The 14,202-nt window shown below is 59.8% G+C and carries 10 protein-coding genes; 3 read left to right on the top strand and 7 right to left on the bottom strand.

The genetic code is table 11. From position 1 onward, the window contains the following. Positions 1-63: 63 nt before the first annotated feature. Together DA373_RS07740 and DA373_RS07735 are read right to left on the bottom strand one after the other, a co-directional pair. Positions 64-1,896, bottom strand: coding sequence for an ABC transporter ATP-binding protein (locus DA373_RS07740; protein ID WP_107851733.1), 1,833 nt, complete (start codon positions 1,894-1,896; stop codon positions 64-66). 46 nt (positions 1,897-1,942) lie between these two features. Beyond that, the gene (locus DA373_RS07735) at positions 1,943-4,465 is read right to left on the bottom strand and encodes an EAL domain-containing protein (RefSeq protein WP_232821223.1); all 2,523 of its coding nucleotides are present in this window, start codon (positions 4,463-4,465) and stop codon (positions 1,943-1,945) included. Positions 4,466-4,709: 244 nt separating this feature from the next. Between DA373_RS07735 and DA373_RS07730 the strand changes: the two genes are divergently transcribed. Together DA373_RS07730 and DA373_RS07725 are read left to right on the top strand one after the other, a co-directional pair. After that, positions 4,710-5,186, top strand: a complete 477-nt coding sequence (locus DA373_RS07730) for a hypothetical protein (RefSeq protein ID WP_107851731.1) — start codon at positions 4,710-4,712, stop codon at positions 5,184-5,186. Positions 5,187-5,654: 468 nt separating this feature from the next. Further along, entirely contained in the window at positions 5,655-5,921 is a 267-nt protein-coding gene (locus DA373_RS07725; protein ID WP_107851780.1) for a DUF1496 domain-containing protein, read from the top strand. Between the two features lie 3 nt (positions 5,922-5,924). Here DA373_RS07725 and yfaE read toward each other — a convergent pair whose 3' ends face one another. From yfaE to ubiG, 5 genes are all read right to left on the bottom strand, one after another. Then, positions 5,925-6,197: a class I ribonucleotide reductase maintenance protein YfaE gene (gene yfaE, locus DA373_RS07720; protein ID WP_107851730.1), complete on the bottom strand. Its 273-nt coding sequence runs from the start codon at positions 6,195-6,197 to the stop codon at positions 5,925-5,927. Continuing rightward, positions 6,194-7,327, bottom strand: a complete 1,134-nt coding sequence (nrdB, locus tag DA373_RS07715; RefSeq protein WP_107851729.1) for a class Ia ribonucleoside-diphosphate reductase subunit beta — start codon at positions 7,325-7,327, stop codon at positions 6,194-6,196. Before nrdB ends, yfaE begins: the two co-directional genes overlap by 4 nt. A gap of 116 nt (positions 7,328-7,443) precedes the next feature. Beyond that, on the bottom strand, positions 7,444-9,720 hold the full coding sequence (gene nrdA, locus DA373_RS07710; RefSeq protein ID WP_107851728.1) for a class 1a ribonucleoside-diphosphate reductase subunit alpha: 2,277 nt from the start codon (positions 9,718-9,720) through the stop codon (positions 7,444-7,446). A gap of 337 nt (positions 9,721-10,057) precedes the next feature. Continuing rightward, positions 10,058-10,732 (bottom strand): HAD family hydrolase, encoded by a 675-nt coding sequence (locus DA373_RS07705; protein ID WP_107851727.1) that lies wholly within the window; start codon positions 10,730-10,732, stop codon positions 10,058-10,060. 5 nt (positions 10,733-10,737) lie between these two features. Beyond that, positions 10,738-11,436: a bifunctional 2-polyprenyl-6-hydroxyphenol methylase/3-demethylubiquinol 3-O-methyltransferase UbiG gene (ubiG, locus tag DA373_RS07700; RefSeq protein WP_107851726.1), complete on the bottom strand. Its 699-nt coding sequence runs from the start codon at positions 11,434-11,436 to the stop codon at positions 10,738-10,740. Between the two features lie 150 nt (positions 11,437-11,586). Here ubiG and gyrA point away from each other — a divergent pair, with 150 nt between their 5' ends. Beyond that, positions 11,587-14,196, top strand: a complete 2,610-nt coding sequence (gyrA, locus tag DA373_RS07695; RefSeq protein WP_107851725.1) for a DNA topoisomerase (ATP-hydrolyzing) subunit A — start codon at positions 11,587-11,589, stop codon at positions 14,194-14,196. Positions 14,197-14,202: the final 6 nt, after the last annotated feature.

The following is a 14,202-nucleotide window of genomic DNA, read 5'->3' as shown; positions in this document are numbered from 1 at the left end:
CTGCCAACTAAAGTGGCAGCTACGATAGGGTCGAAAAAGATTACTTGCTTAATGTCATTGGTATTACAACCCGTCGGCCAGAAAGCCGCCGGTCTGGTGCTGCCATAGCTGGGCGTAGATGCCGTCTTTGGCCAGCAACTCCCGGTGCGAGCCCTGCTCGACGATGTGGCCGTTATCGATCACCACCAGGCGATCCATGGCGGCGATGGTGGACAGCCGGTGGGCAATGGCGATCACCGTTTTGCCTTCCATCAACCGGTACAGGCTTTCCTGTATGGCGGCTTCCACTTCGGAGTCCAGCGCCGAGGTGGCTTCATCCAGCACCAGAATGGGCGCGTCCTTGAGCAGCACCCGGGCGATGCCGATGCGTTGCCGTTGCCCCCCCGAGAGCTTGATGCCGCGCTCGCCCACCTGGGCGTCGTAGCCCTTGTTGCCGTCCTTGTCTTCCAGGCTCTGAATAAACGCATGGGCGTGGGCCTGTCTGCTGGCGGCTACCATGTCTTCCTCTGAGGCGGCCGGTCTGCCGTAGAGAATGTTTTCCCGAATGGAGCGGTGCAGCAGGGAGGTGTCCTGGGTCACCATGCCGATCTGCCTGCGCAGGGAATGCTGGGTCACGGCGGTGATGTCCTGACCGTCTATGGTGATGCGGCCTTCTTCCAGCTCATGCAGGCGCAGCAGCAGGTTGACCAAGGTGGACTTGCCTGCCCCGGAGCGGCCCACCAGGCCGACTTTTTCGCCGGGCTGAATGTCCAGATTAAACCGCTCTATCACCGGCTCTTCCCGGCCATACTGAAAGGTGACGTTCTCAAAGCGAATGGCGCCCCGGTTGACGGTCAGCTCGGTGGCATTGGCCTTGTCTGCAATGGTCACGGATCTGGACAGGGTGTTCATGCCGTCGATGACGGTGCCGATGTTTTCGAACAGGGTGCCAATCTCCCACATGATCCACTTGGACATGCCCTGCAGCCGCAGGGCAATGCTGATGGCCACGGCAATCACGCCCACGGTGACAGTGGCGCTCATCCACAGCCCGATCGACAGGACGGTAATGGTGAACAGCAACAGGTAGTTGATGGCATCCACGCTCAGCACAAAGCAGGTGGCCAGCCGCATCTGGCCGTAAACGGTGCCGAGGAAAGCCCGCATGCCCTGTTTGGCGTAATGTGTCTCGGCGTCGGTATGGGCGAACAGCTTGACCGTGGTGATATTGGCATAGCTGTCGACGATGCGGCCGGTCATCATGGAGCGGGCATCGGCCTGGGCGGTGGCGATCCGTTTCATGCGGGGTACGAAGTAGCACTGAATGCCAATGTAGGTAAGCAGCCAGAGCAGAACGGGCAGCATCAGAACAAAATCCGAGTGGCCCATCATCACCAGCAGGGAGAGCAGGTAGACGGACACATAAACCAGCACGTCCAGCAGCTTCATCACGGTTTCCCGTACCGCCAGCGCCGTCTGCATCACCTTGGTGGCGATGCGGCCGGCGAATTCGTCCTGATAGAAGCTCATGCTCTGACGCAGCAGGTAACGGTGTGCCAGCCAGCGGATGGACATGGGGTAATTACCCAGCAGCGACTGGTGCATCAGCATGGAGTGGCTGAAAGAGAGCACCGGAATGATCACCAGCACCAGAGCGCCCATGAAGATCAGGGTATTTCGCTCTTCTGCCCAGAAGGACTGCGGAGTATGGCTGGCCAGCAAATCCACCAGCCGGCCCATAAAGCCCAGCAGGGCGACTTCGACCATGGCCACGGTGGCGCTGAGCAGCGCCATGATGACAAGGGGCCATTCAAAGCCGCGGGTGTAATGGCGGCAGAAAGCGTACAGGCCCCTGGGTGGCTGGGCCGGATCCTCTTCGGGAAAAGGTTTGGTCAGGCTTTCAAACAGTTTGAACATCGCGTATTCCACTAGCAGGCATACCAGCGTTTTTACCTTTCATGGCTCACGTTGCCAAGCCGCAGCGCGCTTTGCCAAGCCACTGGCCGGCAAAGTCCTGTGCCGGCAGTGGCCGGCCGGTAAGAAAGCCCTGCACCAGAGCCACCGGGTAGCGGCCAAGGGCGGTCATCTGGGCTTCGGTTTCCACGCCTTCCGCCACCACCTGTAACTCCAGCTCCCGCGCCAGACCGGTGACGGCGGCGAGAATGGCGCCGCTGCTGCGGGACTCGCCCAGGCGCTGAATAAAACTGCGATCAATTTTCAGCATGTCCACCGGCAGATCCTGCAGATAGCTGAGGGAAGAATAGCCGGTGCCAAAATCGTCAATGGCGATGGTGCAGCCCAGCTTCCGCAGCTCATTCAGCAGGGGAATGGCCTGCTGCTGCTTGTCGAGCAGCACGCTTTCGGTGAGCTCTATGCCGATCAGTCCGGCGGGCAGCCGGTGCTCGGCCAGCAACAGGCGAAACTGCACCAGCAGGTTGTGCTGCCAGAACTGCTGGGCCGACAGGTTGACCGACACCGGCACCGGTTCCAGTCCCATGTCCAGCCAGCGCCGCTGCTGATCGGCCACCTGACGCAGCAGGGTCAGGCCCAGTGGCACCATGAGCCCGGCGCGCTCTGCCAGGGGAATAAACTCGCCCGGTGATACCTGGCCAAAATCGGGATGGTACCAGCGGGCCAGGGCTTCGGCGCCGGCCAGGGCGCGACTGGCGCGGTCGACCTGGGGCTGGTAGTGCACGCTCAGCCCGTCGCCGGTTTCCAGCGCGTTGCGCAGGGCGGTTTCCATTGCCAGGGTCTGGTGCTGCTGATGGTTCATGTCGCGGCTGTACAGGCGATAGTCATTACGGCCTTCCTGCTTGGCCTGGTACATGGCGGCATCGGCATGATGCAGCAGCTGCTCGGCGGAGTCGGCATCATCCGGATACAGGCTTATCCCCAGGCTGCAGCCGATACGGAATTCGTGGGGACCGATTTTAAACGGCTCGGCAATGGCATCGATCAGACGCCGGGCAATACGGCTGGTTTCTTCCGCGTCGCTCAGTTCGGGCAGCAGCACGATAAATTCGTCGCCGCCCAGCCGCGCCAGGGTGTCATCTTCCCGCAGCCGGCCGCGTATGCGGCGGGAAACGTCCAGCAGCAGTTCGTCGCCGGCGGCGTGTCCAAGCGTATCGTTAACCTGCTTGAAGTGATCCAGATCGAGAAAGATCAGCGCCAGATGCTGCTTGTTGCGATGGGTGTGGCGTACCGCCAGCTCCAGCCGGTCTTCCAGCAGGCGCCGGTTGGGCAGACCGGTGAGGGCATCATAATAGGCCAGCTTGCGAATGCGGTCTTCGTTTTCGCGAATATGGGTAATGTCGGTAAACAGGGCGGCAAAATGGGTGATTTGGCCATCGTCGTCGCGAATGGCGGTAATGGTCAGCAGTTCAAGGTAAAGCTGGCCGCTTTTGCGCCGGTTCCAGATCTCGCCGCGCCAGTATCCCTTGTCGTTCAGGGTTTGCCACATATCGTGGTAAAAGGCGGCATCGTGGCGGCCGGAAGACAGTATGGCCGGGGTGCGCCCGAGCACCTCCTCGATGCTGTAACCGGTGGTATGACTGAACGCCGGATTGACGAAGACGATGCGGTTGTCGGGATCCGTGATGATAATGCCTTCCAGGGAGGCCTCGATCACCCGCTCGGCCAGTTGCAGGTTGAGCCGGGAGCTCAGCAGTGCCTGATCCCGCTGTTTCAGCGCCTGTTGCAGCTCCTCCAGATAGCGGTGCTCTACGCTGTTGATGATCTCCCGAAAGCCAATAAGTCCTGCCAATTGGCCGTTTGCTACGACCGTCAGATAGCGGCTACGGTGGTCGAGCAGCCGGCTGCGGGCGTGCAGCAGGCTGTCTTCAGGACCGACCGACAGCAGTGGCTGGCTGGCCAGCCCGCCGATGGGGGTGGCCCCCGGGCAGCGGGTGATGGAGCTCAGGATATCCTGCTCGGTGATAATGCCGAGCCGGTCCGGTGAACAGCTGACCACGGCGGCGTCCCGGTTATGATGCAGCAGCTCGGTGGCGGCCTGGGCCAGCGACATGTGCCCTGGCAGCTCAAGGGGGGCTATATCCATGGCCTTGCTCACCGGGTGCAGGCTGAGATAGGGCTCCAGCCCCTGCTTCTGCGCCATGTCGGTCTGCGATACCATGCCAACGGGTCTGCCGTGGCCATCCACCACCAGCAGGTGACGGCAGCGGTGGCGGGTAAACCATTGTTCGGCCTCGCTGACGGTAGCATGGACAGGCAGGCTGCGTACCGGCCGGCTCATGACCTGGCCAATGGGCACGTCCAGGCAGTCGGCGCGGGTCAGATCCAGCCGCAGGCTGTCCCGTTCGGTCCAGATCCCGACGGCCACATCGTTTTCCACCACCACGATGGCGCTGAAACGGCGCAGGGCCATGCGTTCGACCGCTTCCCTGAGCGGGGTATCGGAAGCGCAGGTTAGCAGGCCGGTGTGCATCAGGCGTTCAATAAAAACAGGGGGAGACGGAATGTCGGTCACGTTATCAGGTTTAGCTGGTTGGCGAATTCAATCCCCTACTTTATATGCGGTAATTTTCAAGGGCAATTACCGTAATGTATTTTTTTAAAGCCAGCCCGCAGACGGCTTTCCAGCCGGCACCCTGGTACGTTATTGCTCTGTGATCGGGCATCGTCTTGTTTTCATTCAAAATGGCGGGCACACAGACCGCTGAAAAGCCATTTATATTCAGTGCAGGGAAGATAACAGAGCAAGGGAGAGCGGCATGGTGAGCAGAAGAGTCGGGTGGCTGTTGTTATGTTTGCCTCTGGCCGGTTGCGCCAGTCAGCAGGAGCAAGCCCTGCATCGCCTGGAGCGCATTGCCGAGGCGGTGATGAAGGCGCCCTGTGCCGAGCCCGACTACAGCTATCGTCAGGTGGAAAATTCCCATGTTCCCGGGTTGATTGACGAAATAGAAACGCTGCACTGTCCGGGCCTGGAAGCGCAAAGCTACCTTTCCCGTGAAGCGGCCAGGCCCGAAGGCATGCCACTTTATCTGCATCTGGAGCGTCCCCATCCCCGCTTGCCGGCATTTTTGCAGCCGGGCAGCACCGGTGAGGGGCTGGAGCGGCAGCTGGGCCGGCCCACGGAGCGGCATGCCGATCACTGGCGTTACAGTTCGGCGGAAACCACGGAGGCGGTAACCATCTCCTGGCGGGAGGGGCGCATTCGGCAGCTGCGCTGGGAGTGGTATCTGGACTGAACACACCAAAAAGGGCGCCGTGACGGCGCCCTTGTGGTAATTGCTGGCGGGATTATTCGGCGTTGCTGCGTTTGTCCCGTTTCTCCTGGCGTTTTTCCTTCAGGGTTTTCTGGGCTTTCTTTTTCACTTTTTCTTTGCTCATGATGTTACTCCGTGGATTTCTCGCCCGCAAAAGGGTGCCGTTTTCCCTTTTGGGGGCGCAAAATGTCGTGATGACGACAGAGATACTGCATGATCACGGCAAAACGACTACTTCAAGGCGACGTCTCCCTTATCAGCTGCCCGAAAGCAATACCAACAAAACAAACCGGCTCAAAGCGCCGCCATGTCGCTCCATGGCGTTGCAAGTGACTAAAAATGAAGAAAAAAACAGTTACAACCAAGTTAGCCAAGGGCAACCGGAAAAGCAAGCTCCGGCGCTGGCGGTGCTACCATAAAACCAGTTGAATCAATGTGGAGGGCAACATCATGACAAGGCTGCTGTGGGGACTGCTGGGAGGGCTGCCGCTGCTGGCCGGGGCCGAGACCATGGCCACCGCCCCGGTGGAGCTGAACATTGCCACCGGCATCGAGCCGGTGTGTTATTACGCCGACAAGCGCTATTCCCGGGGAGCGGTGATCCAGATGGGGCAGCAGTGGTTTGTGTGTACGCAGGAAAAGTCGTTTGAACAAAATGGCCGGCTGAGCTGGCAGCCGTTTGATCCCAATGCCGGTGAGGCCGGCAAGAAGCGCTGAGGCTCAGGCCTGTTGCTTCAGAATAAGCAGGGGCACGTCGAGCCGCACCTCGCCGTCGGGACGGCAGCAGCAGGGCAGCACTTCGCCGCTGGCCACAAAGGCCAGCGGGGTTTCCGGGTAGCGTACTCTGCCGTCCACCAGGGGGGTGCGGCAGGCGCCGCAGTAACCACTGCGGCACTGGTATTCCACCGCGTGACCGGTGCGCTCAAGGCCGTCGAGCAGGGTTTCCCCCGCCCGCAGCTCAAAGCTCAGATCCCGCGTGTGTACTTTACTCACAGCTCGAAGTCACCCAGATCGTCGTGGCTTACATTGGAGTCAATCTGACCCACAAGATAGGAGCTCACTTCCACTTCCTGCGGCGCTACCTGCACGTTGTCGGAGGACAGCCAGGCGTTGATCCAGGGTATGGGGTTCTGCTTGGCGCCCGCAAAGGCCGGCTCCAGGCCCACCGCCTGCATGCGCAGGTTGGTGATGTACTCCACGTACTGGCACAGAATGTCCTTGTTCAGGCCGATCATGGAGCCGTCCTTGAACAGGTATTCGGCCCATTCCTTTTCCTGAATGGCGGCGGCGCGGAATAGTTCAAAGCACTGCTGTTCACAGTCTTTGGCGATCTGCGCCATGTCGGGGTCGTCGTCGCCGGCGCGCAGAATATTGAGCATGTGCTGGGTGCCGGTCAGGTGCAGGGCTTCGTCCCGGGCGATCAGCTTGATGATCTTGGCGTTGCCTTCCATCAGCTCGCGCTCGGCAAAGGCAAAGGAGCAGGCAAAGCTTACGTAGAAGCGAATGGCTTCCAGGGCGTTGACGCACATCAGGCACAGATACAGCTTTTTCTTCAGCTCATACAGGTTGATCAGCACCTTGCGGCCCTTGATCTCGTGCTCGCCTTCGCCGTAGAGGTGATAGAAGTTGGTGTATTCAATCAGCTCGTCATAGTAGTGGGCAATATCCCTGGCGCGCTTCTGAATGTGCTCGTTGGCCACGATATCGTCAAACACCTTGGCCGGATCATTGACGATATTGCGAATAATGTGGGTGTAGGAGCGGGAGTGAATGGTCTCGGAAAACGCCCAGGTTTCAATCCAGGTTTCCAGCTCGGGAATGGACACCAGCGGCAGCAGCGCCACGTTGGGGCTGCGGCCCTGAATGGAGTCGAGCAGGGTCTGGTATTTGAGATTGCTGATGAAAATGTGCTTTTCGTGATCCGGCAGCGCCTGGTAATCGATGCGGTCCTGGGACACGTCCACTTCTTCCGGACGCCAGAAAAAGGACAGCTGCTTTTCAATCAGCTTTTCAAAAATTTCATATTTCTGCTGATCATAACGGGCCACGTTCACCGGATTGCCGAGGAACATGGGCTCTTTCATGTGATCGTTCTGAACTTGACTGAAAGTGGTGTAAGACATTTTTCTCATTCCGCAAAGACAAGAGCGCAGTGCCGCTTAACCACTCCGGGTGGTGTCAGCGACGCTGCGCACGGCGGCGGGCGTGGGCCCGCCGCGAGTTATTTCAGTAAGGCGCCTTAAATCTTGCAGGCGCCGCCGGCGCAGCCGTCATCTTCCTGCAGGTCGTTCTGGGCGTCTGCCGCACCGTCACGGGTGTTGTGGTAATACAGGGTCTTGAGACCGAACTTGTAGGCGGTGAGCAGGTCTTTCAGCAGTTGCTTCATCGGCACCCGGCCGCCGTCAAAGCGGGCGGGATCGTAGTTGGTGTTGGCGGAGATGGCCTGATCCACGAACTTCTGCATCACGCCCACCAGCTGCAGGTAACCGTCGTTGGACGGCATCTGCCACAGCAGCTCGTACTGGCTCTTGAGGCGCTCGTACTCCGGCACCACCTGCTTGAGAATGCCGTCTTTTGACGCCTTGACCGACACCAGACCACGGGGCGGCTCGATGCCGTTGGTAGCGTTGGAGATCTGGCTGGAGGTCTCGGACGGCATCAGCGCGGTCAGGGTGCTGTTGCGCAGACCGGTGGTCTTGATTTCTTCCCGCAGGGCTTCCCAGTCCAGGTGCAGCGGCTCCTGGCAGATGGCATCGAGATCCTTCTTGTAGGTGTCGATGGGCAGAATACCCTGGGCGTAGGTGGTCTCGTTAAAGGCCGGGCAGGGGCCGAATTCCTTCGCCAGCTGTACAGAGGCCTTCAGCAGGTAGTACTGAATGGCTTCAAAGGTCTGGTGGGTCAGACCGATGGCGCTGCCGTCGGAATACTTGACGCCGTTTTTGGCCAGATAGTAGGCGTAGTTGATGACGCCAATACCCAGGGTACGGCGGTTCATGGAGCCTTTCTGCGCCGCCAGCAGCGGGTAGTCCTGATAGTCGAGCAGGGCGTCGAGGGCGCGTACCGCCAGATCCGCCAGGCCTTCCAGATCTTCCAGCTTGTCGATGGCACCCAGGTTAAAGGCGGACAGGGTACAGAGGGCAATTTCGCCGTTCTCATCGTTGATGTCGGTCAGCGGCTTGGTGGGCAGGGCGATTTCCAGACACAGGTTGCTCTGGCGCACCGGTGCCACGCTCGGATCGAACGGGCTGTGGGTGTTGCAGTGATCCACGTTCTGCACATAGATGCGGCCGGTGCCGGCGCGCTCCTGCATCATCAGCGAAAACAGCTCCACCGCCTTGACGGTGCGTTTGCGAATGCTGTCGTCGGCCTCGTACTGAACGTAGAGCTGTTCAAATTTGGCCTGATCTTCAAAGAAGGCGTCATACAGACCGGGCACGTCGGACGGGCTGAACAGGGTGATGTCGCCGCCCTTGATCAGGCGCTGGTACATCAGGCGGTTGATCTGCACGCCGTAGTCCATGTGGCGCACGCGGTTTTCTTCCACGCCCCGGTTGTTTTTCAGTACCAGCAGCGACTCCACTTCCAGGTGCCACATGGGGTAGAACAGGGTGGCGGCACCGCCGCGCACACCGCCCTGGGAGCAGCATTTGACCGCGGTCTGAAAGTGCTTGTAGAAGGGAATGCAGCCGGTATGAAAGGCTTCACCGCCACGAATGGGGCTGCCCAGGGCGCGAATGCGGCCGGCGTTGATGCCGATACCGGCACGCTGGGACACGTAACGCACAATGGCACCGGAAGTGGCGTTGATGGAGTCCAGGCTGTCGCCGCATTCGATCAGCACGCAGGAGCTGAACTGGCGGGTGGGGGTGCGCACGCCGGACATGATGGGCGTGGGCAGGGAAATCTTGAAGGTGGATACGGCGTCATAGAAACGGGTGACATAGTCCAGCCGGGTTTCCTTCGGATACTTGGAGAACAGACAGGCGGCCACCAGCATATAGAGGAACTGGGGGCTTTCGTAAATGTCGCCGGTCACCCGGTTCTGCACCAGGTATTTGCCTTCAAGCTGCTTGATGGCGGCGTAGGAAAAGTCCATGTCGCGCTCGTGGCACAGCCGCGCGTTCATGGTTTCGAATTCTTCGCGGCTATAGTCGGCCAGAATATGCTGGTCGTACTTGCCCATTTCGGTCAGGCGCACCACGTGATCATGGAAATGGGGCGGCTCAAATTCGCCATAGGCCTTTTTGCGCAGATGGAACATGGCCAGGCGGGCGGCCAGATACTGGTAATCCGGGGTTTGCTCGGAGATCAGATCGGCGGCGGCCTTGATGATGGTCTCATGAATATCTTCGGTACGAATGCCGTCATAGAACTGAATGTGGGAGCGCAGCTCCACCTGGGAAACAGAAACATTGTCCAGGCCCTCGGCGGCCCAGGTGATCACCCGGTGGATCTTGTCCAGATCAATGGGTTCCTTGGCTCCGGAACGTTTGGTAACCAGCAAATGTTTGTTCATAAGGCGGACCTTCTCCCCGTCGTGTTGTGCCACCACACAAAGCAATACGGACAACAACACCATATAGTGTGGTTGCCTTGTAGCAGAAACACAACATCTAGTTGTCTTGATTGGAATGGGCACAATATAGTGGGTTGGGTCACGTTTCTCAACCCGTGTAAAAGTGACTGTGCTTGTGGATAATCTGTGTGAAGCCGGCCTATGTTTGTGCTCACTAACTGCTGTGCCGTTGGCGCTCTGGCATTGGCAAAATACTGGTTTTTTTATGGCCGGCAGAAAAACTTTTTTAAAATATTTGGCTTGCAAAAACAGTCTGCTTGCGGATCCGCAGGATCTTTCAGCAGGGGGTGTCAAATGCTCCTTGTAACCAGTGGTTTAATGCCTCAACGGAGTCCATGACACCGCCGGCCTGCCAGTGCTGAGGATCCTCACCGGCAGAGATGTAGCCCCAGCCCGCCGCCAGGGTATGCATGCCGGCGGCCAGCCCCGCTTCGATATCGCGGCGGTGATCGCCCACATAAACGCAATGACCGGCGGCCACGCCCAGCCGCTCCGCCGCATGCAGCAGGGGGGCCGGGTGCGGTTTTTTCCAGGGCAGAGTGTCGGCACTGACGGTAATGCCACAGCGTTCAAACAGCGGCAAGCCGGCCAGCAGCGGCTCGGTCAGCGCCTGGGGTTTGTTGGTGACCACGCCCCAGGGAATGCTGTGCTGGTGAAGCCAGCCCACCAGCTCGGGTACACCCGCGTAGGGCTGAGTATGGTGGCACAGGTTCTGGCGGTAAAAGCCGAGCATGCGTTCCCGTAATGCTTCCAGGCCGTGCTGTTCAATCACCTCAGGGGGAATGCCGGCTTTCAGCAGGGCATAGGAGCCGTCGGAAGTGGTGCAGGCCAGCACTTCGTCGGACAGGGCCTTGAGGCCCAGGCCGGTGATCACATGATTGGCCGCCGCGCCCATGTCACCTGCGGTGTCGAGCAGGGTGCCGTCGAGATCGAACAATACCGCCTTGAACATGCTGTTTACTCCGGTTTGATGGCGTGAACCATGTAGTTGACATCGGCATCGGGGCTGAGTTTGAAGTCACCGTGCAGTGGCCGGTAGACCACGCCCTGAATGTCTTTCACCACCAGACCGGCAGCCTCGATAAAGCGGCACAGTTCGGCGGGACGAATAAACTTGCGGTGATCGTGGGTGCCTTTGGGCACCATTTTCAGCAGGTGTTCGGCGGCGCCGATCATCAGCAACCAGGCCTTGGGATTGCGGTTGATGGTAGAAAACACCAGGGTGGCACCGGGTTTGGCCAGTTGTGCACAGGCCGCCACCACGGAAGCAGGCTCGGGCACGTGCTCCAGCATTTCCATGCAGGTGACCACGTCAAACTGACCGGGTTGCTCTGCAGCCATCTGCTCGGCGGTGGCCTGGCGGTAGTTAACGCTGACACCGCTTTCCAGCGCGTGCAGCCGGGCCACCGCCAGGGGTTCCTGGCCCATGTCGACGCCGGTCACTTCAGCCCCTTCCCGGGCCAGGCTTTCGCTGAGAATGCCGCCACCGCAGCCGATGTCGATGATCTGTTTGCCAAACAGGCCGTCGGCCTTGTCGGCAATCCAGCCAAGGCGCAGCGGGTTGATATTGTGCAGGGGCTTGAAGTCGCCATCCAGATCCCACCAGCGTGAAGCCATGGCCTCGAATTTGTCGATTTCCTGTTGATCTACGTTCATGAAACTGTCTTGTGCCTGGAAGAATGGGACAACCATTATAACCAAGCCATAATACCCTGCCAGCTTCACTGCTCCCGTCGGACCGGAACTGTGCTAGAATGACCCGCTTTTTAAAGCCATATAATCAATAACCTGGGGACAAGGCTTGCTATGACCGATTTGGCCCGAGAAATCATGCCGATCAACATTGAGGAAGAGCTGAAACGCTCCTACCTCGATTACGCCATGAGCGTGATCGTGGGGCGCGCGCTGCCCGATGTTAGAGACGGCCTGAAGCCGGTGCATCGCCGCGTGCTGTTCGCCATGAACGAGCTCGGCAACGACTGGAACAAACCCTATAAAAAGTCGGCCCGTGTGGTGGGCGACGTAATAGGTAAATATCACCCCCACGGCGACAGCGCGGTATACGACACCATAGTGCGCATGGCACAGGACTTTTCCATGCGCTACACCCTGGTCGACGGCCAGGGCAACTTCGGCTCGGTAGACGGCGACTCCGCCGCCGCCATGCGTTATACCGAAGTGCGTATGGATAAAATTGCCCACGAGCTGCTGGCAGACCTCGACAAGGAAACCGTCGACTGGGTGCCCAACTACGATGGCACCGAACTGATCCCGGCAGTGATGCCCACCCGGGTGCCCAACCTGTTGGTGAACGGCTCTTCCGGTATTGCCGTGGGCATGGCCACCAATATTCCGCCCCACAACCTTAACGAGGTGGTGGACGGCTGCCTGGCGCTGATCGACGACGAGCATATCAGCATCGATCAGCTGATTGAGCTGATCCCCGGCCCGGACTTTCCCACCGGCGGCATCATCAACGGCAAGTCGGGCATTCTCGACGCCTACCGCACCGGTCGCGGCAAGATTTACGTGCGCGCCCTGGCGGAGATTGAAACCGACGAGAAAACCGGCCGCGAGACCATTATCGTCTCCGAGCTGCCCTATCAGGTAAACAAGGCCCGGCTGATTGAAAAAATCGCCGAGCTGGTCAAGGAAAAACGTATCGAGGGCATTTCCGCCCTGCGCGACGAGTCCGACAAGGACGGCATGCGCATTGTGATCGAGGTGCGCCGGGGCGAGGTAGGGGAGGTGATCCTCAACAACCTGTACGCCCAGACCCAGATGCAGACCGTGTTCGGCATCAACATGGTGGCGCTGGACAACAACCAGCCGCGCACCTTCAACCTGAAGGACATGCTGGAGTGCTTTATTCAGCATCGCCGGGAAGTGGTGACCCGCCGCACCGTGTTTGAACTGCGCAAGGCGCGGGACCGGGCCCATATACTGGAAGGCCTGGCCATTGCCCTGGCCAATATCGATCCGGTGATTGAGCTGATCCGTCGCTCGCCGACCCCGGCAGACGCCAAGGCCGGCCTGCTGGCGCAGGGCTGGGAGCTGGGCAACGTGGCCAGCATGCTGGAGCGGGCCGGTGACGACGCCGCCCGTCCGGAGTGGCTGGAGCCGGAATACGGCATTCGCGACGGCCACTATTATCTGACCGAGCAACAGGCCCAGGCCATTCTGGAGCTGCGTCTGCACCGGCTGACCGGCCTTGAGCACGAAAAGATCCTGGAAGAATACAAGGGTCTGCTGGAGCAGATTGCCGAGCTGCTGCACATTCTCAACAGCAGCGCCCGGCTGATGGAAGTGATCCGTGAAGAGCTGGAAGCGCTCAAGGAGCAGTTTGGCGATCAGCGCCGCACCGAGATCACCACCTCCAGCGCCGAGATCAATCTGGAAGATCTGATCACCCAGGAAGACGTGGTGGTGACCCTGTCCCACCAGGGTTACGTCAAGTACCAGCCGCTCACCGACTACGAGGCCCAGCGCCGCGGCGGCCGGGGCAAGTCCGCCACCCGCATGAAGGAAGAAGACTTCGTTGAGCGGCTGCTGGTGGCCAACACCCACGACACCATTCTGTGCTTCTCTACCGCCGGCAAGGTGTACTGGCTCAAGGTGTATCAGCTGCCGGAAGCCAGCCGCACCGCCCGTGGCCGTCCCATCGTCAACCTGTTGCCGCTGGACGAGCATGAGCGTATTACCGCCATTCTGCCGGTGAAGGAATACGCCGACGACAAGGCGGTGTTCTTCGCTACCCGTCACGGCACGGTAAAGAAAACCGAACTGACCGCCTTCAGCCGGCCGCTGGCCTCGGGTATTCGCGCCATCAACCTGGTGGAAGGCGACGAGCTGATCGGGGTGGACATTACCGACGGCGACAACGAGATCATGCTGTTCTCCGATGCCGGCAAGGTGGTGCGTTTCCACGAGGATCAGGTGCGCGCCATGGGCCGGACCGCCACCGGGGTGCGCGGCATTCGCCTGGGCGACAACGACAATGTGGTGTCGCTGATCGTGCCCAGAGGCGAGGGTGCCATTCTCACCGCCACCGCCAACGGCTACGGCAAACGCACCGCCCTTGAGGAGTACCCGACCAAGAGCCGGGCGACCCTGGGCGTGGTGTCCATCAAGGTGAGCGATCGCAACGGCGCCGTGGTGGGGGCCATTCAGGTGGACGAAACCAACGAGATCATGCTGATCACCAACGGCGGCACCCTGGTGCGTACCCGGGTGTCGGAAGTGAGCCTGATCAGCCGTAACACCGCCGGCGTGCGTTTGATCCGTACCGGAGAAGACGAGCAGGTGGTGGGCTTGCAGCGCATCGAAGAGCCGGAAGACGACGAGCCCATCGAGGGCGAGGAAGGTCAGGAGTCCGGGGACGTGAAGGATACGTCTGCACCGGCCACCGACGAGTAATAAAAA

The sequence above is a fragment of the Oceanimonas marisflavi genome (assembly GCF_003049725.1).
Taxonomy (GTDB): Bacteria; Pseudomonadota; Gammaproteobacteria; order Enterobacterales; family Aeromonadaceae; genus Oceanimonas; species Oceanimonas marisflavi.
This window is presented reverse-complemented; position numbering and strand designations above follow the sequence as displayed.

Coding starts and splice junctions, on each gene's coding strand:
- DA373_RS07740 (WP_107851733.1), bottom strand. CDS start 1,896: ATGTTCAAACTGTTTGAAAGCCTGACCAAACCTTTTCCCGAAGAGGAT.
- DA373_RS07730 (WP_107851731.1), top strand. CDS start 4,710: ATGGTGAGCAGAAGAGTCGGGTGGCTGTTGTTATGTTTGCCTCTGGCC.
- DA373_RS07725 (WP_107851780.1), top strand. CDS start 5,655: ATGACAAGGCTGCTGTGGGGACTGCTGGGAGGGCTGCCGCTGCTGGCC.
- nrdB (WP_107851729.1), bottom strand. CDS start 7,327: ATGTCTTACACCACTTTCAGTCAAGTTCAGAACGATCACATGAAAGAG.
- nrdA (WP_107851728.1), bottom strand. CDS start 9,720: ATGAACAAACATTTGCTGGTTACCAAACGTTCCGGAGCCAAGGAACCC.
- DA373_RS07705 (WP_107851727.1), bottom strand. CDS start 10,732: ATGTTCAAGGCGGTATTGTTCGATCTCGACGGCACCCTGCTCGACACC.
- ubiG (WP_107851726.1), bottom strand. CDS start 11,436: ATGAACGTAGATCAACAGGAAATCGACAAATTCGAGGCCATGGCTTCA.
- gyrA (WP_107851725.1), top strand. CDS start 11,587: ATGACCGATTTGGCCCGAGAAATCATGCCGATCAACATTGAGGAAGAG.